The organism is Robbsia sp. KACC 23696, from assembly GCF_039852015.1.
Taxonomy (GTDB): domain Bacteria; phylum Pseudomonadota; class Gammaproteobacteria; order Burkholderiales; family Burkholderiaceae; genus Robbsia.
Window position 1 is genome coordinate 2914356 of record NZ_CP156626.1, and the last position, 20016, is coordinate 2934371.

General features: G+C 55.6%; 15 protein-coding genes. 13 read left to right on the forward strand and 2 right to left on the reverse strand.

The genetic code is table 11. The features are described from left to right. The first annotated feature begins 277 nt into the window (after window positions 1-277). The 5 genes from ABEG21_RS12215 to ABEG21_RS12235 all read left to right on the forward strand — a co-directional run bounded on the left by ABEG21_RS12215 (window position 278) and on the right by ABEG21_RS12235 (window position 3581). Window positions 278-1309, forward strand: coding sequence for a CAP domain-containing protein (locus tag ABEG21_RS12215; protein ID WP_347554852.1), 1032 nt, complete (start codon window positions 278-280; stop codon window positions 1307-1309). Between the two features lie 239 nt (window positions 1310-1548). Continuing rightward, window positions 1549-1944, forward strand: coding sequence for a hypothetical protein (locus tag ABEG21_RS12220; protein WP_347554853.1), 396 nt, complete (start codon window positions 1549-1551; stop codon window positions 1942-1944). Between the two features lie 46 nt (window positions 1945-1990). Then, window positions 1991-2314, forward strand: coding sequence for a hypothetical protein (locus ABEG21_RS12225; RefSeq protein WP_347554854.1), 324 nt, complete (start codon window positions 1991-1993; stop codon window positions 2312-2314). Window positions 2315-3028: 714 nt separating this feature from the next. Next, window positions 3029-3259, forward strand: coding sequence for a hypothetical protein (locus tag ABEG21_RS12230; protein ID WP_347554855.1), 231 nt, complete (start codon window positions 3029-3031; stop codon window positions 3257-3259). Between the two features lie 88 nt (window positions 3260-3347). Continuing rightward, on the forward strand, window positions 3348-3581 hold the full coding sequence (locus ABEG21_RS12235) for a hypothetical protein (protein ID WP_347554856.1): 234 nt from the start codon (window positions 3348-3350) through the stop codon (window positions 3579-3581). A 345-nt stretch (window positions 3582-3926) separates the two neighbouring features. On the opposite strand, the gene ABEG21_RS12240 is transcribed toward ABEG21_RS12235, so the two are convergent. Beyond that, window positions 3927-5840, reverse strand: a complete 1914-nt coding sequence (locus tag ABEG21_RS12240; RefSeq protein ID WP_347554857.1) for a type IV secretion system DNA-binding domain-containing protein — start codon at window positions 5838-5840, stop codon at window positions 3927-3929. Between the two features lie 266 nt (window positions 5841-6106). Between ABEG21_RS12240 and ABEG21_RS12245 the strand changes: the two genes are divergently transcribed. From ABEG21_RS12245 to ABEG21_RS12260, 4 genes are all read left to right on the forward strand, one after another. Beyond that, window positions 6107-6748 carry a hypothetical protein gene (locus tag ABEG21_RS12245; protein ID WP_347554858.1) on the forward strand — a complete coding sequence of 214 codons (642 nt, stop codon included), beginning with the start codon at window positions 6107-6109 and terminating at the stop codon, window positions 6746-6748. Between the two features lie 956 nt (window positions 6749-7704). Beyond that, entirely contained in the window at window positions 7705-8778 is a 1074-nt protein-coding gene (locus tag ABEG21_RS12250; protein WP_347554859.1) for a site-specific integrase, read from the forward strand. A gap of 75 nt (window positions 8779-8853) precedes the next feature. Next, window positions 8854-12360: a MobF family relaxase gene (gene mobF, locus ABEG21_RS12255; protein WP_347554860.1), complete on the forward strand. Its 3507-nt coding sequence runs from the start codon at window positions 8854-8856 to the stop codon at window positions 12358-12360. Window positions 12361-12488: 128 nt separating this feature from the next. Continuing rightward, complete coding sequence (locus tag ABEG21_RS12260) at window positions 12489-13418, forward strand: hypothetical protein (protein ID WP_347554861.1); 930 nt, start codon at window positions 12489-12491, stop codon at window positions 13416-13418. 308 nt (window positions 13419-13726) lie between these two features. On the opposite strand, the gene ABEG21_RS12265 is transcribed toward ABEG21_RS12260, so the two are convergent. After that, complete coding sequence (locus ABEG21_RS12265) at window positions 13727-14209, reverse strand: hypothetical protein (protein WP_347554862.1); 483 nt, start codon at window positions 14207-14209, stop codon at window positions 13727-13729. Between the two features lie 540 nt (window positions 14210-14749). Here ABEG21_RS12265 and ABEG21_RS12270 point away from each other — a divergent pair. The 4 genes from ABEG21_RS12270 (at window position 14750) to ABEG21_RS12285 (ending at window position 20011) form a co-directional block, all read left to right on the forward strand. Continuing rightward, window positions 14750-15847: a patatin-like phospholipase family protein gene (locus ABEG21_RS12270; protein WP_347554863.1), complete on the forward strand. Its 1098-nt coding sequence runs from the start codon at window positions 14750-14752 to the stop codon at window positions 15845-15847. A gap of 1 nt (window position 15848) precedes the next feature. Continuing rightward, complete coding sequence (locus ABEG21_RS12275) at window positions 15849-16880, forward strand: cyclic GMP-AMP synthase DncV-like nucleotidyltransferase (RefSeq protein WP_347554864.1); 1032 nt, start codon at window positions 15849-15851, stop codon at window positions 16878-16880. Between the two features lie 5 nt (window positions 16881-16885). Beyond that, the gene (locus ABEG21_RS12280) at window positions 16886-18586 is read left to right on the forward strand and encodes a ThiF family adenylyltransferase (RefSeq protein ID WP_347554865.1); all 1701 of its coding nucleotides are present in this window, start codon (window positions 16886-16888) and stop codon (window positions 18584-18586) included. 618 nt (window positions 18587-19204) lie between these two features. Continuing rightward, window positions 19205-20011, forward strand: a complete 807-nt coding sequence (locus tag ABEG21_RS12285; protein WP_347554866.1) for a hypothetical protein — start codon at window positions 19205-19207, stop codon at window positions 20009-20011. The last annotated feature ends 5 nt before the right edge of the window (window positions 20012-20016 follow it).

Sequence of the window (20016 nt, forward strand, 5' to 3'; positions counted from 1 at the left end):
ATCTGACCCACCCGAAAACAATGGCGTCTTCGATGTCCCAACGGATGGACCACGATGCAAGGTTCGTGCGGGCCCCACCGAACTGCCTAGAAACGACAAGACGTCAACCATGAGAAGAGCAACACGAGGACTTCAGGTCGCGGCGGTCGCCGCGACTGCGGTGCTGTACGGATGCGGTGGAGGCGGAGGGGGAACAAGCACTCCAACAGCCTCAACGCCAACGACGACTCAATCAAACACCGGTGGCGGTCTTGCGGTGACGACTCTCAGTGGAGCGGTGACGTTCCTGCCTCCGGTCGCCTCGGCCGCCACGGGTTTCACTGAAACGGCCGACCCGGCCGCCGACTCGCTCACCTTCGTGAACTATCAACGTGCTCAGGTGGGCATGCCGGCACTGAGCAACAACACGGCAATTGCGACCGCGGCAGCGAACCACTCGCTGTATTTGTATGACAACACGCAAGTCGGGCATTACGAAACGGCGGGCTTGACGGGCTACACCGGCAATTCGCCTGAGGATCGCATCGACGCGGTGTATTCCTCGAACACCACGGGTGAAGTCGTCATCGCCTACCAGGGCATCACGGCCTTTCCCAGCAGCTCACAGCCGATCCAAGCCCTGTTTGAGGCCCCGTTTCACCGCAACGTGATGCTCGACGACTTTTTGGTGTCGGGTGTGGGCTACAAACAATCGGGCGACACGTCCAAGGTCTCTTCACTGACCATGGACTATGCAGGCCAGCAAAACGCGTTGGGCAGCCTTCAAATGATCGCATCGCCATACAACGGCCAATCGAACGTCGAGACCACTTGGTATGCGAGCGAGTCGCCCAGCCCCTTCGAGTTCAACACGTCGTATAACAACACGAACGTGGGCTATCCGGTGCTGCTGTCCGCCGGCCTGGGAGCCTCCATGACCGTGTCGAGCTTCACGATCGCCACGGCCGCAGGCACCAACGTGCCGTGCCAAGAAATCGATGAATCGGTGGAGGCCGAATCGGCTGGTATGGCCGTGTGCACCCCGTTGGCCCCCCTGACGGCCAACACGTCCTACATCGTCTCGGCCAAGGGCACGATGACGAAGATGGGCGGCGTGGCCCAAGCGTTTGACTTGCAGTGGGAGTTCACCACGGGGGCCGTGAATGTGCCGTATGACGCGCCGAGCCGCTTGACTGCGTCATCGCAACTCAACGCCCTCGCCGCAACCGGCACCACCGCTTCGACCACGGGCACGCCTACGCCCGCGACGGCGAGCACCGGCACGCCGACGATGGTCATGCCCAGCCCGCAACATCAACTGAGTCAGTAATCAGGAAAGCCTTTGTGAAAACGATCTTCGAACCGGTCGGGCAACGGGCCATCCAGTTGAATGTCCGACGGCTTGCCGCCTTGTCGCTTGTCGCTGTTGTCGCGGGGCTGGGCGGATGTGCCAAACCACCCGAGCCGATCACTGAACCCTCCATGATGATGCCCGCTCCCTTTACGCATTCAGCTTCGCAGCCTTCCGCTCCCCGCTGATTCTCACCTTTCTCTTGAAAGAGGTCTCGCATGAACACGCAGCAATCAAAAACAGTGAACGCCAATGTCGAAGCGAAACGAGCGGTGGCGATGCTGGGTGGGGTCTATGGCATTGTCATTTTCGTCTTTGCCCTAGGCATCCCACTGCTTAACCTGCTCATTGGATTCATCGTTCTCCTCTCGCTTGCCATGCCCGTGTTCACGAAAAGTGCAAATGTCGGAGTCGATTTGGGATGGCTGCTCCTAGGCACCGTTCTGTGCCTTGCGGGCATGCTGGCGTATCCCGTTCTTCCCATGCTCAACTACACAACGCCATGGCCATCCGTGTTTCTCGGAGCAATCATTCGGGCCGTCGTTTATTGGTGGATCGTGCTCGGCAAATTGGGCCATCTCTACATCGATAAAGACGCTCTTGCCAAGGTTTGAGCAACCCGCCTCTCGGCGGCCCGTTGATCCTTTTCCCATCCGACCCATGATCTCCATTCGCTTCTCGTCGCTGCCCCTTCTCACCTGCGTCTTGCTCGCGGCCTGTTCCGGAGCCCCCAGTGAAGGGGACGTCCGCCAAGCCGTTTCTCAGCAAATGCAAGAACAGCAAAAAGCTCAGAAAGCCGCCCTCGGCGACAGCCCAATTCTCGATGAGCAATTTGCTCAACAGCAGAAAGCTTTGGATTCTCTCAAACTTCTCAGTTGCAAAGCGGATGGCGACAAAGCCTACAACTGCGACCTTCAACTGGCGGGGAAGGCCATCACTGGACGGTTCGTAAAGGGGTCGAACGGTTGGCTCGTGTCCGACTGATTTGATGTCGTTCCACGCCATCTCGCACGCGAGAAAAGGCTCAGACTAAGGCTGCATCTTGCTCGCCCCCCCCGCTGGCCTATTTGCGGCGGCGGGATCTTCCCCCCCAGTCTTTCCGCCCTTCTCATCGCCAATGTCCGACGACTCGTGCGAGAAAGACTGTCCGCTGCCATCAACCCGGCCTACAATACCGATCAGTCTATGATGGACAATGGGAGGCGATGATGCAGAGATACGCAAACCTCGGAGGCGACTCTTCGGTGGAGTCATTCGAAATTGGACCCGATTTTATTCTCGTCAAATTTTTGGGTGGCTCCGCCATCTACCGCTATTCGTACAGTCGCCCCGGCATGGTCTACGTCGATCGCATGAAAAGCTTGGCGACCACCGGCCGCGGGTTGGGCAGCTACATCCAAACCCATCCCGCCGTTCGAAAAGGATATGAACACCGATTTTGAGTCATTGCCCGGTGCCTACCGAGTTCGTTTGTCTGCTCTTCACCCATCCTGGTATAGCTGCGGGCGTCGGGGAATGCATTTCGTCCCCGCTCAAACAGGGGTCGAGCGAGAGGTCGGGGTAAACGTTTATTTCGAAGCAGATTGTCACAATCTTTACACCGAAACGCCCACAGTTGGCTCTTCGTTCAAACGCTTACAACAGCCCGTGCGCCACGGATTAAAATAGTGCCTTTCTCGAACTCCCGTTGGAGGAAGAATGGAACGCTATCTGAACCGCTCGGGCGTGTCACTGATTGAAGCTTACGAACTCGGCCCACAGCACATCAAGATTAAGTTCGTCCGCAATGCAAAGATTTATTGTTATTCGCATGCGGGGGTTGGAAATGAGCATGTGGAGGCCATGAAACAATTGGCCTCCGAGGGCTCTGGACTGGCCCAATATGTGGCGGCCCACCCTGAGGTCAAATACGGCTACGATCGGATTTGACCGCACCTTTGGCCCAACCTCTCGCCTTCCCGCTCTTTTGATCAGCCGTAGAATAAATCGATCGAGTTTCGAGCATTGGAATCGAACCATGGAACGATACAAAAACATCGCGGGTGATTCACCTGTGGCGGGCTTCGAAATCGGTGCAGACTTCATTGTGGTTCAGTTCAAAACCGGAATGAAATACCGCTATTCGTATGCAGCGACGGGACACTTCGAGGTCGAAAAACTAAAGTCTTTGGCAAATGAAGGGAAAGGCCTCGCGACTTACCTCCGCGAAAACAGAGACGTAAGCCGTGGCTTCGAAAGCAAGTTTTTTTAATGAACTGGTCCGGTGCCTGCTTTCAAAAAAAGCGTCGTGCACAAAGTTGGCAGACGTTTACGACCAGACCTTTTGCGAAGCCCCTCAGCTCCGATACGGACGTCTTCAATACGTTGAGCCTGTCTCTGCGAAGGCGTTCTCGGAGCTCCCTGACACTCCTTCGATAGTAGTGCGGCTCGTCGCTCGCCCCGGGAGTTAGGATTTCGCAGTCGAAGTCATCCAGTGCCCCTGCAAACGGGCCTGTGATTTCCGGGGCTACGCATTCCCGACCATGAAGGTCAGTGGCTTGTGCCCTAGCGTATTGTGTTCCTGCATTGTCCATGGTGTTCTATCCCAAGAGAGCGATCACTGATCAGAGGAATGGATTGGTTTCCCATTCGACCGCAAAGCTGGGCGGCCGAGCCACTCGTTGAGCACGGCGACACGCGCGGCATCAGCGTCGTCCCCGGGACTGTCGATGCCGTGCCCCCGATGGGCGAGCGACTCACCGGAGGGGCCATTTGGCGGCAATGACTGCGGCCCTGCAAGGGCCCCTATCGTCCATTGAGCAGGCACGTGGGCTCGCCGACGCACAGGCATTGGGAAGTGGGGCCACACGAGTTCGTGCGCATCGCCCTGCGTGAAGACAATCATTCGCACGCCGCGTTGATCCGGCGTCGGCCCCAGCCGGCTAGCGAACTCGGACGGATGATACATCTGCATTTCGTCGCGGCTATATGACGTTCCAACGGCCCCTCCACTGGTCGTCGAGCGTGATCCACCGCCCTGGCCAGAAGAGGGGCGTTCCACTTCTCGCATGCCCAAAACCTCACAGATTTCTTTTGCCGTCTTTCCCGACATCATCTGCCCCACGACAAGCGTTCCGCACATTGCGAGCAGTGCTCGCACCGCTTTTTCACCGTGAAGCTCTTCGAGTTGCCCAAAATCTTGACAGGCGACAACGCACCTGACGCCCCGCGAGCGACCGACCTCGAACAACGGCAACACGGGAATGCGGCCCATTTTCGGAAACTCATCCGCAACAAACCACACCTTGCGCGTGAAGCTGTCCGACATTTCAACACTGTTCACCACACCGGAAATGGTCTCGACCATCGCCGCGACATAGCTTTTGGTAAGCTCAGAATACGAACCATGGCCTTGCACCAATAGCTGTCGATGCCGAGCTTTTTCAGATATCCAATCGACGAGGCTAACGCGACGCTCCTGTGGAAGATGGCCCCAAGCGGCAGCTAAGTCGAAGATGGGCGAGCAAAAAGCACCGAGGTTGATCAGAATGCCAGTGGTTGTGATGCTCGCTTCCTCGACTGCCCGAATCGCCACGGGGTGCCATTGCTTCATGATCACGAGAAGCTGCTTTTGCGGCAGTCGAATCGCATCAGCCAAGTCCTGCCATCCCCACCCGGTTCCCATCGTGCCTTGTAGATACAGCATCAGTCCCACCAAGATTTGACGCGACGCGTTGGACCACAGTGGATCATGACTATCAGCAATAGTAGCCGCAGCGAAGCGGGTCATGTCCGCCGAGTTTCGCAAATCTCGACCGATATCCCAGGCGTAAGAACGCTTGTCCCAAGGTGCAATCAGCACGGGCTTGGTAAAGCTGCTGGTGAACTCGCCCTTCGGATCGAAAAGAAACAGCAATTCGTCAGCTCGAATGATGGTGTTGATCAGTGGACGCAACAACGTTGATTTGCCAGCCCCAACGCCGCCCACGATCAATACATGGCGTGTCCAGAGATCTGCGGGGAAAACGACGCCCGGTGCAATCGGGTGGTCTGCATGGCGTCGCACGCGGCTTTTCAGCTTGCGATTGAGCTCTTTGAGTGCAACACGCCCCACATACCGCCGCCCTCCACGCAGGTGGATCAGCCGATCTTGAGCCGATAGATAGTGACGCGCGAGAAAAACGCTCGGAGCGAGGGCGGATCCCATTGCAAGGGCCAGTCGCCCCACCACGGCGAACCATGGCCATGCACCCAAGCTCGACCAATAATTGATATAGGCGATTCGGTCGTCTACAAAAACGTCAGGAAACACGAGGCCGACTCCCAATTTGCCCCAATAGCTAGCGTGCAATGCCAATGACCCGGAGGGCGCGGACCACCCTAACAACGGTCGCCAAACCAAAATCAACACCGCTATGGCCGCCATGAAGCCATACACCGAACTGGCTGCCGCCCACGCCGACCATTGCCGTCTCGGCAGGGTTGGCGGTGAGCCCGCATGGCCGCTCTCTGTTCCGATTTTTCTTCGCACCCTTGCCTCCTTGCTCCTTCGCCTGTTGCGTGCCAATAGCACGGACTCCGGAGCACGAAAAGACAGGTCTTTTCCAGCACTCCATAAGCGTTAAGGCGGGTGTCGAAGGCTTAATTCACGGCGAACTGACCAACGGCGGGAAGTGCCGTCGGTCAGAAAACGCGAAGGTTGACACGTCAATAACCGTTTTGACCAGCCTTAGTCAATAAGGCCACGCCGCTTGAATTGTGTAATCCGCGCAAAGAGGCAGGGCAAAGGGAACGAGCATGAAGAAACAAGCCAGCGTCGATCAAATCTTTCAAGCCTTCTGCAAACTCACGAAAGGACAACGCTCTCGACTCGAAAAAGTGGCCAGCTTTTATTGCCGTGCCACTTCTTTTTCAGAACCATCGGACTTGCTTCACGAGGTGCTCCTGAAAGCACTGGAAAAAGAACGGCGGTGGTGTCTCGACGTTCGCTTCACGTCTTTCATGTGCAATGCGATTCGAAGTGTTGCTGACGCTGACCGACAACTGCACGATCACAAAGCGTGCTCATTGAGCGACTATGGTGACGATGATGGGGCGTCCATGCGGGTGCATTTTGAGGAGAACGGGCCGTCCGAAGAAGATCGAATGCTCATGATGGAGCGCGTGCAGTCAGCGGCCCGGGTCATCGCCTATGCTCGTGCAATTTTGGTCAATGATCCGCTTGCCAATCTCGTTCTCGACGGCATCGTGGCCGAACGGTCTAGGAAGCAAACTTGTGAGGCTCTGCACATCCCTGTGAAGACCTATGTGGCGGCTCGCGAACGCGTCAAACGGGCCATCTCAAAGGCCCGCAACCGCTATGACGGCGTTCCTTTGGGACGTTCTGCAAGCGGCCGTTCTCTGAGGGTCCGATGCGAAGTCCGAGCTCGACAGGCATAGGGATAAATCGGAAAACCGCTTCGAATAAGCGGTTTTTTTACGGGTCAATCTTGCTGTGTTCTGCCCAGCAAGCTTTGCTTTTTCCGCATATTGACCAATGCTCGTTCTTTGATTCGAGCGTCCCCCACAGAGTTTTTTGGTTGACCTTTGTCGACTTGTGCAGTCGGGGCAGATCGGGACAACCACCGCACCAAGTCCTCGACTTTGACAACGGTGCGGGACAAGATTCGCGTGCAAGGCAAAAAGAACTGACCGCTCTGCATGCCCCGGCGAATGCTCTGCGGTGTCATGCCTAACACACGAGCCAACGCTGCGGCTCTCACGACTTCACCGTCAATCCCATACCGGTCTCTAAGCCAATCCCGCGTGTCTTGCCTGGGTTGGTGTTGTTCGCTTGAACCCGATCCGACTGGGCTGAGTTCTCTTGATGTCATGGCCGCCTCCGCTTTGTGTGTGCAGTGAAATCCTGCCCTTCTTTCTTATGGCGGCCCAGTCCAGCAATGTTCACAGCAAAATCGCATGATGCAGACAAACGGCTTTTCTGCGGCGGCAATGAACGCCCTCCGATCCCTCCATTCATCCACCGTTCGTCGGACAAAAACAGAAACTTGCAGCGCAGCAATAGGCTTTTTTTCGTCGAAAAGCACGCAAAGTCAATGTCTAAGCCCGGCTCCGCCAAAAAAATAAGATCTTATTTATCAATAATTTATCAGAAACGTCCAATTTTATTCGTTCCGATCGTCTCCTTCTCCCACAAATCGACGCTTAGGTAACCTCACTGTTCTACTCCTTCGAGGCCCTTGCGGGGCCTCGTTTTTTTTGGGATGGAAATGTCCGCGATTGCAGCGCTACAACCCACCCCGGGATAGCGTGTTGCAGCACAACCGCCGAGCGGTATCTTTTTCTGGCCTTCTCGACCGCCTTAATAGATATCCGCTCGCAAAAGGAGAAGACCCATGGCCAGTATCGTCGAACGCCCACGCAAGAACGCCCCCTCTACTTGGCAAGTGCATGTGCGCGTGAAAGGACAACCCTCACTTGTAAAAACTTTTTCTCTACGCGAGGAGGCTGAGCTCTTTGCGCAAGAAGCTCAGACCTTGCTGCAAAAGGAATCAACCAAGCAAGCCAAACTTGCGAAAAAGGTGAAACCACCCTGCTCAGTCGCTTACAAAGACATGCTCGCACGCGACGTGATCCAGCGTTTCGTCGCGCGCCCCGAAGCGACGCAAATGAATAAGTCGTTGTCCAAGACCATCATCAACAACATTGGCAGCGTGAAAATCGGTGCAATGACACCGTCGTGGATTCGTGGATACATCGATCGCATGCGCGGGAAATTAACCAACCGCAAAACACCGTTCACTTACGACACAATCAGCAAGCACATGATTGTGATGTCCGGAGCATTGGCATGGCAAGCGGACATCCTGGATATCGAGGTCCCCAGGCTGCGCTTTTCAACCAAGATGTTTCCAAAGCATTGGGAAAACGCACGGGAACGTCGCCTGCCACAGCCCGAGATGCGGCTTCTGATGCAGCAACTGCGAGCGATCACGACACCCAGGCGGCAACACTGGCGTTATCTGATCTGGCTGGCCATTGAGACGGCAGCTCGACAGCAGGAGCTGATTCTGTCGGATTGGTCTGAGTTTGATCTGTCCAAACGCGTATGGACGATTCCCGCGAACCATACCAAAGGCAAGAAAAAACGAGCGATTCCGCTGAGCCGTCGCGCCATGCGGGTAATGACACTGCTGTGGCACTACCGCGATCCGGAACAGACCCGTGTCTTCCATCCGATGCAAAACGTGCACAGTGTTTCATCAATGTTCCAACGCTATGTGAGGCGAGCCGGGCTTCAAGATTTTCGTTTTCACGATCTTCGGCATGAGGGGGTGAGCCGGATGATCGAAAACAAACGCGAGCTGAGCGTCTTCGAAATCATGCGCATTGTCGGTCATTCCAGTCTCGACATGCTCAACCGCTACGCGAACTTGCGTGCGGATGACATGGTTGCTCGGATGCAGTAATGCCTGTCGAATGGCCGCCCTAATCGAAGCGGCGGCAGCTTCTGCAAGTAAAACAAAAATATCAACGGGGACGCCATGCTTTCAATCACAAAAATCCACAGCGCTGGCACTCAACGGAGTGCAGGCTGGAGCAATATCAACTACCACGAATATCTTGACATCCCGCGCATGTCGAATCAGTCGGACTTCGCTGACTACGTCTTGGGGAAAGAGCTCGAAGGCCCACCACCGTTTTGGATTGGGCGCGGTGTGGAGGCACTAGGCCTGAGCGAGCACGTCGCGGCTGACCAGGTGGATCGCTTGGCCCGTGGATTTCATCCACTGACTGGTGCACCGCTATTCAAAACTGCTGGCGACAATCATGTGATGGGTCTAGACATGACGCTTTCACCCCCAAAAGATGTCTCCGCTGTTTTTGCTGGGGCCGACGCGACATTGCAACGCGAGATCATTCGCAGTGTGCAGTTGGCGGCAGCAGTTGCACTGCAATACGCCCAAACCGGAGCGCTGACCCGCCATAGCGCGGGCGGTCGCGAGAAGCAACGGGCCGACGCCACCCTGGCCGCCTGCTACTTTCATTTCGCTAGTCGGGAGAACGACCCCCAACTGCATGTCCATGGGTTTTTCTTCAACCTTGGCAAGCGAGCGGGGGTGAATGAATGGAGTGGACTCGAAACCCGACCCGTGTTTGAGAGAAAAATGGCGGCGGGCATTCTCTTTCGTGTGGAATTGGCGGCGCAAATGCGTGCTCTCGGCTTTACCGTTGAGCCCACGCCCGATGGCTATTTCACGATTAACGGAATCACGGATGCGCAACGCTCTGCATTGTCGACGCGCAGCCACCAGATTGCAGATTATCTTGCAGCAAAAGCTGCTACTGAGAGAAGTGCCGGCGACGCACCCGCGACAGACGCTGACGCTCGCCCCGACGCAAGGGCCAAGGGGCGCGCAGCCTTGCAAACACGATCCGCCAAAGCGGAGCCGCCGCTAGCGGAACTACTGGGCCTGTTCCGAAGCAAGGCGTCGGCGCTTGGAATCACACCGGATTCGGTGAAGGCGATGCGGGCGGCCCCGACCTTGAAGCCTGCTGCATCGGCGACAGGTCAATCCGGGGGAGTTGACCACTTCGCTATCGACCAAGAGACGCTTCTTGCTGAGCTGACACGGGAGAAGTCGTGCATCGCTCCCTCCGACGCCCTTCTCATCATCTGCCGCATGGCGATGGGTCGTTGGGATGCGCAAGAATGTCTCGCCCATCTGGATCGCACGCTGACAAGCGAACACGTCATTCATTTGGGGGCGACTGAAATGCTCACGCCTGTTCTGACGACCCAGACCACGGTCCATCAAGAGCAATCGATTTCGGCTCGGGTCTCGGAAAACGCTGCGTGCCGCGATCATGCTCTCGCAACGACATTGTTGGACAAGCATTTCTATGCCCTCGAAGCGGAATTGTCCTCCCAGGTTGGGGTGCCAGTCGTTTTGAATCAACAACGGGCGGCTGCCCATCATATCGGCTGCGAGACGGGACGCCATGCCTTTGTTGAAGGATGGGCCGGAACAGGCAAAACCACGCTCCTCAAAGCCGTAAGCGACGCTTACAAAGAAGCAGGTTTCAGCGTTGTGGGATGTGCGCAGTCTGCCGCCGCCGCACTCAATCTCGGACGAGAGACTGGCGTTCGCTCGGGCACGATCGCTCGCTTGCTGCTGACACTGGGTCGCGGGAAAAACCGAATCACTGACCGGACGGTGCTCATTCTCGATGAAGCGGGGATGGTGGGATCGTCCGAGTTTGCGACGCTGCAAGAGGCCGTCTTGAAGCACGGGGCAAAATTGGTCTGCGTTGGCGATCAGAAACAGTTGCAGCCTGTTGAAGGGGGCGGAATCTTTGCGTCTCTTGTGCGGGAGCACGGGAAAGCGGAACTCTCGAATATCCAGCGACAAAAGACAGACTTCGCCCCACTGCTCGATTGGCTGGATCAGCAAGCCCTGCTCGGCCACGGCTTAACTGCGTCGCAGACGCAGGCATTGCGGCGATTGCCGGAAGAATGCAAGCTCGCTGCCGTGGAGCAACTGTGCCAACGCGACGAGCGATTGAAGATCGGTTTCACGGACTGGCGAGCCCGCTTCGATTACGCATGGTCCCGAGAGGCCGTCAAGCAACTGGCCACCGGCAACGCCCTAGAAGCGCTCACGACCCTCGACGCCAAAGGCAAGTTGCATACTGCGGCAAACGCCACTGCGGCTAGGGAGGCCATCGTTGCGTCCTGGCTTAATGACCCCACGCCGTTATTGCAAAAAACGATGATAGCGGCGACTCGCTTGGAAGTTGCCGAGCTCAACGCGTTGGCCAGACGATCCCAGATCGAGCGTCATGCCGTCAACGATGCACAAGGGCTTGATCTGCTCATCGAACAACGGGATGAATCCTTGAGTTTGCGGCGGTTCGCGCCAGGCGACCGCATCGTCTTCACAAAGAACGACGATCGGTTGGGCGTCGTCAACGGGGCGACCGGAACCCTTCGCGCCTTTCGCACTCCGGCATCGAAGCCCTTCTCGATGCCGTCCCATTCTTCCCCATCGGGTTCGTCCACTTCCATGGAACTTACAGCTTCCGTGGCAACGGCGGCCCCCGCGACCTTGGCGGATCAGCCGCAGGCAACACTGATCGTTGAACTCGACGAACCGAACGCCAATGGGCGCACTCACCTATTTATTCCAGCCGCCTTTGCCCGGTTTGATCTGGCCTATTGCCTGACGAATCACAAGAGCCAGGGGCGCACCTTTGATTCCGCTCACGTGTTGCTCAATCCAAACGTGGCGGGTCGGGAGTGGGCGTATGTCGCGGCGAGTCGCTCACGGTTCTCGACGGATTTGTTCGTGGACGAGTCGGCACTGCTCGCCGAGGCATCCGAGTTTGTTTCGGTCGCTTCCGGGGAGGCCCCGACGCTCTCACGACCAGACATGGTGAAAGCACTAGCGGCCCGGCTGGCTCCGAGTCGAGCCAAAGGCACGACACTCGACTACGCGGCAGCCGCATCGGAAGCGCGGGCAGAGATGGCGCACGAGGCGACGCCTAGACGACAACAGAAGTCATCGGAAGCAACTCCCGCGATGCCAGACGCCAAATTGACAGTCATGCCGACGCCCTCGATTACCTTGCCGTCGGAGACGGTGACGCAACCCCAGGCCGGTTTTTCACGCACGTCAGTCATGAGCTTCTTCGAGGGCTGGGCTCAAAACAAGGTCGAATCGCTATTGGCGCGTGTTGTCGCCATCGCCCGCCAAAGCCGTGGCCTTCTCGACAATTTGCGAACGGAACGGGAAGCCACGGCGGTGGTTTGGGCCGCACCACTGCGCAGTGCTGTCGAGTCTGTTGACCGTATGAAAAACGATCTCGGCAAGCGACACCTTGAGCCTTCGAGGCAGCGCGACGGGTTGCCAGTCATGAGTGATCTTGCGCAGTCTTATGGGCCATCGGCGAGTCAACCGCCTGTTGTTGTCTCAGAGGGTTGCTTCTCGAAGACGCCTCAACCCGCACAAGGCCCACCGCCGGTCGCAACACTAATTCTGCGTCGCTGACCTTGGCCTCGCATGTCGCTGGGGTCGGGGTTTGGTCATGGGATGCTCCTACACCCCTTTCGTTTGTGGACGCCCAGCCCCTTCACTCCCCTCGCCCATCCAATCGTTTAAGTAGCAGGCCGCCATTCATGGAACAAGCTTTGAGCATCGACAATTTGTCTTCCACTAGCTCGCGCCCCCCATCGTCCGGGACGGACGCGGTTTGGATGCAGGAACGCCTGACTTTGCGACTGACGAAAGCTCGACGGGAAGCGTTGATGGCTATCGCGAGCGTTGAAGGCCGAATCACGCCACCGGTTGAGGCAATTGACCGAGCAATCGAATTGGCTTCCCTTTACCTTCGTGGTGCGGATGCCTCCCGGGTCGTGATGGCCTCGGCGCATACGCTGTCGGACATGCTGTCTGACTTTTCACGCCCAGCAGACACCCTGGCAGACATCGTGGCTGACATTCCAAATCCGGCGGGCGGCATGGCAGACATCGTGTCTGACATTGCAAACCCAGCACGCACCGTGGCAGACACTATGTCTGACATTCCAATCCAGCGGCGCGGTGCCGCACCGATCCATGTCAGACATTTGGCAGACGTGGCGGGGATCAGTAGAAAAATGTCTAACAACGATCCGAAACGGCTCCCGGCTTGGCTGACATTGGAATTGGAGCGGCATGGAAACTCTTCTGCGACGACGGCCATCATTCTGGCTCGGCGTGCCCTGGATTCGAGGGGCGACGGGCTCGACACAGGACGGTTGCAGTGCCGGCTTGTCGCCATTGACGGCCATGGAATGGGCCCCCCGGGATCCGTGGACATGGCAAATTGGCCGGACTATGGCGAAGTCGTTTTGTCGAAACCCTTACAAACAAAGGCGACAGCTCCGATTTCAGGCGGCAGTGCCCCTTATTTTCTGTGGGCAGAGCGGCGGCAAGGCGGGAAGTGGCTCGTCCACGTTCATAGCATCGGCGACACCGGCGTGGGTTCGGCAGTGGCCGTTTTTTCGATGTCAGACACCGAGCTTTTCGGGTGGCAGACATTGTCTGCCGGGACGGCAGACAACTAAGGCACAGCCAAGTGCGTCAGGTGTATATGTAACGAATGAAATTGTAATGCCATGATTTACGAAGGCCCCTTCCCGGGCTAGCCGTCGGCCTGCCCCCCCCATCGACTCATTGACAACTCCTTTGTCTGCAACTAATGTGCGCGCGGCCTCAGTGCCAATCAACAGTCACCATCAACACACCGGTTGGAGAGATGTATGAAAAAGCCGAACGAAACGGGATTTTCCATGATTGATAAAATTGCACTTGCGGTAGTTTTTATTGCAGTAACGGTGACTCCTTTTGTTCTCATTCACACACTTCGCGTCAATTACGAAATAATGCACCCGGAAGATTTCACGCACCTGCCGCCAAAAAAAATGTCCCCACAAACATAATAAGCAACGACAGCAGAAAATAAAATATCGATGCAATTGCATTTGCTCGCTTTTCGATTGCATTTTTTTTTGTTAAATTCAACAATTTCCCGCACATATCGAAACAGATCTGGAATGCTGTTTTCGAAAGTAACGAGATTTTTTTCGATCTCACCCAATCTTTTTGCCTCATCATTTGCGGCTGAAATAGAAGGATTGATAGCTAGACCGGCGACCAGTGAGCCCATTAGCACATATACCGCCCCTAAAATCTCCAACCAAGCTTTGTAGTTTGTCTTTTCTAGCCCGCCAAATTGTTTCAACAAATATATAAGAACACCTATTATCAAAAAAAGAATTAACAATCTAAATATATTTTTCTTAACGTCATCTTTGATTATCTCTGCCGTTTGTTTTATTTTTCCCCAAGCTTTCATAAATAAAATTCCCTCGTCCTGTCGGCACCTTTTTTGCAAGGTGGCACGTTGTTCGTCGAAAACGCTCCGGCGAAATTGTAAAGCATCTCAATCAACGGCTTAAACCAAAAAAAACTTGCTCTCTAAGAGCACAGCCTTTGCTAATTTGTTTCGTCGCAATGGCTAACGGCCAGCTGCGAGACCGATGTAGAGGTCGTTCTAGATCCAGGCTGCGCGGCACAACCAAACTATATATGCCATTATCCCCCCAAAAAAACACAACATATGGTGTATGATCTAGGGGAGTAATGATCGAGCCGAACTTCTAACTTTCCAAGGAAAACCCCATTTTCACTTGAACGAAACGCTCGTTTATATCTTGTTGGCGACAGCGATGAGCGCGGTGCGTCAATTCAGTGTTCGCCGCATTGTTTTGCTCGCTGACTGTTTGGAGTTTCAATCTACGCGATGGCAATTCACTTGCATGAGCTTCGCCTCATGGAAAGCTGATGAGCGACCGCTCCGTGTCCCTTCATGTTTGGCTAAAAAAGCAGGTGAAAGGTGGCAAAGCCGTACAGAGTATTGTGCTTGGATGGCGGAGGAATGCGGGGAGTCTATCAAGCCGCTTATCTGGACATCGTTGCGAAACGGATGGCGGCGAAATATCCGGGGTCGACGATGCGGGACCCCGGACAGTGTTTCGATTTGATCGTCGGGACTAGCACGGGCGCGATCGTGGCATGCGCGCTCGCCACTGGCACCCCCCTATCCCAAGTTCGCGATCTTTACGAGAAACACGGCTCATCCATCTTTCCTTACCAAGCTTGGAGAGCCATCCCCGGATTGGGTAAGGTAATTCAAGCCTTCGGCCCCGGCAACAAGCAAGGCGAAATCGCCCTTCGCCAAGTCCTGGAAAAGGCTCTCGGCCAAACCACTTTCGCTGACGTTCTCGAGCACCGGAAAATTGCCTTGGCAATTCCCACCGTGGACATGAGCCGCCACGCTTCCGTGGTCTTCAAAACGCGGCACATGAGCCGGCTCAATGGTCGCGACGACAATCGAACGCTCGTTGATGCTTGCATGGCCAGCACGGCCGCACCCATCCTCCGCTCCCTCGCTCGATTGACCGAGCCAGACACAGGGGTTCAAGCCGTCTACACCGATGGGGGACTGTGGGCAAACAATCCCGGAGCTCTGGGTGCCATTGAGGCGGTCGAGATTTGTAAGGATGGTGGGCGTCCACAACAATCCATCGAACTTTTCATGCTCGGGTCGTTGCCGGCCCAGGGTGGCGAAGAAATCAAAGATGCTCGCCGCCATCGCGGTGCTTTTGGATGGGTGGGCGGTCTGCGGATTCTCAGTGCTTCCATCGATGCGCAAGCTGTCGGATACGATTATATCGCCAAGAAAATCTTAGAAATCCGAGGGGGAGGCAGCACGGCTTGGCGGATGCCCGCCCAGTGCCCATCCACGGAACTTCAAAAATACTTGGCCAATATGGATGATGCTCGCCCTCACGTGTTGAATGCCCTTTCACGTCAAGCCATATCAGACGTCGATTTTCTCTGGGCTGCTGAGGCTAGAAACGAACCGTGTGCTAAGGCATTTTTACAGGCATTTGCACCGCCCCCGAACAACCTGCAAGTCGCGGAGAACTGAAATGTTCGACTGTCATAAAGAGATGTGCAATTTCCACGGCGAAAAAGTCACGCTGACCGGCGCAGACCGCACGGAAATGCGCGACCGTCGCAACAATGGTCGGACCCGACTCAATACCGGGCTCGAACGCGAAGGACATCCGCTTCCAAACCATCACTCGCAAGGCTCATACGCCATGCACACGATGGTGCAAGATGATGAGTGTGCATACGACATTGATGATGGTGCCTACTTCAAAGAAAACGATCTCAATGACGCCAATGGCAATGTCATCAGCCCGGCACAAGCGAAAGAACGGGTGCGCAGTGCATTGGCACAAGATCAACGATTGGCATCAGAAGCCGAAGTGCACAACAATTGTGTTAGGCAGCCCTATCCGCAGGGGTACCACATCGATATTCCTGTCTATCGAACCCTAATCAGCAGGGACGCGGACGGCAATCGCAAAGAGACCTATGAGCTGGCAAGCGGCGATGAGTGGACAGTGTCTGACGCTCGCCAGGTCTCCCGGTGGTTCAAAGACCAACAAGCCAACGTCGGTGCTCACGGCAAGCAATTGCGTAAAGTCGTGCGATTGACCAAGTTCTACGCCAGAAGCCGTCGCGACTGGAAAGAAAAAACCGGTAGCGGGATCTTGATGACTCGGTTGGTCTGCGACGAGTTTGTCCCGGTGGCGGACCGCGACGACGAATCGCTGCGGGAAACATGGGCAAAGATTCATTCTCGCCTAGTGTTGTCCTTGGTCGTGGAACATCCAGTGGGCGACGATCCTCTTGCGGCTGAGGGTGATGAAAAGGCTGCATACCTTCGCGATCGTCTTCGCGACGCCTTGAAAACGCTCAACGTTTTCGACAACTTCCCAACTCGGCGCGAAGCCCGCCAAGCCTGGGATGATGTTTTTGCAACAGACTTCTTTTCGAAGCAGCCGTCCCCCAATGACGGCGGAGATAATGGGTCTGGAAAGGCACGCTTTACTGTGGCCTCTGAATCTGCGAGCGATCGACGCGACGACGGGGAAACACGATACGGTTGAACCATATGCTTTCTCCGATCGCGACGACGGCGCACGCTGACGTCGAAACGGCACTTGAAGAGCGTTGGCCAGGAGAGTGGCGACGCCTTCGAAAGCCAGAGCTCACGGCCTTAGCGCAAAGTTTCGCATTCTCAGCGGCTTGGCGGCTTGACGTGCCCAGCGAAGTGTTAGCCCGCCCATCAGTCGATCACCTCTACCTCGCCGTTGATGACGTTTTTCCGCTATCGGACATCCGAGTTTTTGCTCCTCAATCTCTGGGCACATTAGGTAACCGCTGGCCTCATATAGAGTCTGCGGGTCTGATGTGCCTTGTCCGTCGCCCCTTGCACTTGGAAATCTCTCGTCGAGTTGAACTCGCCGTATCAGATGCGATAAATGCCCTGTGCTTTGACGAAGAAAAAAGAAATGAGGAGTTTCGACGCGAAGCGGTTTCCTACTGGACGCATGAATCGACGACGAAACAGCGGGCCTTGGCTTTGTTTGCCCCGGGTGGGCAATCGCGGCCAATCGTTTACGGACTTCACCAAGGGACACTCGTCTTTGCGGAATCGAGCGACCAACTGCTTTCGTGGCTTCGAAACGCAGGTCAGAAGAAACCCGAAGACCCATTATGGGCATGGTTTCAAATGCTGGATGAGCCACTGACCCCAGCACAATACCCGATCGATGGTCATGACATTTTCGCCATGGTCGATCGATCATCTATCGTCCCGCTGTTGAAGCCCCCCAACGTCTGCCCAATTCTGCTGGGCATGTCGACGCCAACCGGACCGATATTCACCGGGGTATTGCTTCGATGCCCCGCAAAAAAATCAATACTAAGAGGCTTTCGAAACATCGATCGCCTCCCCGAAAAGCACGTTGTTGCCTGCTATTCCGGACAGAAGATTGATCGATTCAATGTGCAGCGTGCGGATAGATCATGGGTCCATGGGCGTGATCACAACCCCTCCGGCGACCGCCTCAGCAATAAAACGGTTGCACTGATCGGATGCGGAGCATTGGGCAGTGAATTGGCCAGACTGTTGGCGCAGGCTGGTGTGGGCCATTTCATTCTGTCGGATCATGACCCACTCGCCAGTCACAACACATCACGACATTTGCTGGGTTCCGCAGATGTCGGCAAAAACAAAGCACTCGCCCTGGGTGAACGGATCAAAAAAGATTTTCCTCATATCGGTTCTGTCGAGATCATGGGCAAAAAATGGGAGAACTTGTCGCCGGAACAATCTTCGTTGGTAGACAGCGCTGATTTATTGATTACTGCGGGTCTGTCGCTTGCGACGGACCTACGCATTGATCGCAGGCGGGAAAGCAAAAAATCGGAACAAAAATGGTTGGTGGCCTGGACCGAAGAGTTCGCCCTTGCTGGGCATGCCGTCCTGATCACAAATGACGCCAGACTGCATTCCTTGTTCGACACAAAAGGCGCTCCTAAGCTACGCATGACCCTCGACTGGCCCCCCGCCGTCGGCACGCACATTGAAGCTGGATGCGGCAACGAGTTTCAACCCTACGGAGCCACAGACTTGCACAGCACTGTGGGACTCGCCGCCCGTCTTGCTCTCGACACACTGCTCGACAAATGCCTGACTCCGATCTATCGGGTCTGGCTTGGCGATCGCTCCCGAGCCATCGAGTTGGGGGCAACGGTGTCTGCGGAGTTCGACGCGAGCATGACTGAGAGGATCATGCCGTGGCCTTGATCCGCACAAGACAGGTTATGACATCACTAACCTTTGAGCATGACGACTTCGAGCAGACCGTGGAAATCGATGCGGCGGCACTTGTTCATCTCGCGAGATACAGGCAGTTGCGGCCCTGGTCGACCGAAGCAGGAGGTCAACTATTCGGGAAGGTTGAACACGACACCGTCCGAATCACAGAGGCCTGGGGCCCCTTTCGAAGCGATGAGAGGCGGAGGACCTCCTTTCGATCCAATCCAATCGCGGCTCAACGCAACATTGACCAATGTTCCCAGAGGGGGCTTTTGTATTTGGGCGAATGGCACACACACCCCGAAGCTCGCCCGAGTGCATCCATGACGGACCGCGACGCCTTTTCGAGGCTCATACAACGCTCTGCCGTTCGCGTCAGCACGCTTATCTTGATCATCCAAGGCACATCGATGGAGGCCAATGGGGTTTCTGTGTATAGCGGGCACAGCTCCGGGCTTAAACAATGGGGAGTCCACAGATGAAACCCGCTGTTCACTCTACCGTTCGTCCACAAGGCCACGGAATAGCCGATGCCTTCTTTATCCGGTTAGCAAATTGATCCCATACACTTACGTGCTTGTGTTCGGCCCTGAGCACTGGGGGCAAGTGGACAAGTTCAAGCAATTTTACGAAAGCACGCACACTTTCAAACCTTACGAAAAAAAGGCAGTCGCCGGAGTCGCCAACCATTTCAACAAGGCATTGATCCTGCGACGCCTTGCCCAGAAACTGGCACCCAATCTAAAAATCGATAACGAAGAACTCAACACCAAAAAAGTCACGAGTGCAGAGCATTCGCAAGAGTTTTCGGCCGTGGTCGAAGAGGTGTTCACGGAGCTGTATTCCTCCGTGGACTGCACGCAAAAAGTGCTCTACGCCATTTACAAAGGCATTCGGAATCTGCCCGAATCGACTCGACGAACATTTGACCGGGCGTTCAAAGGCGAAATCGGTGATGATTTTCCACCGCAGCTACTCTTGGCCCTCCAATCGGCCACTTGGTTCAATGAGATTAGAAGCATTCGCGACGAACTCACGCACGCGACGATCGGATCGTGTCACTTGGATGACAAAACCAACAAAATCTCCTACGTCCACCACGGTATTCAAAAAAACGGCACCGTCTTGATGATCGATGACGTCTTTGCGGAACTTGACGAGTTTGCACAACAGATCAACATCTTCATCGGCCTGATCTTCCACCATCTCAACGCACAGCTGGTGCCGACCCCAACCGATGTCGTGTGCGGGTTTTGGGCAGACCGTGTCTATGCACGAAAAATTGAAATCGCGGATCACATTGATTTCAACTCGGGTGTTTGCCAGTCGAACCACTGGTTCGACCAGGATCCAATACGTCGCTGCCCTTTTGCCGACGGATGCGGTGCCTATGCAAGAGCGAAAGAAATCTAGCCTAT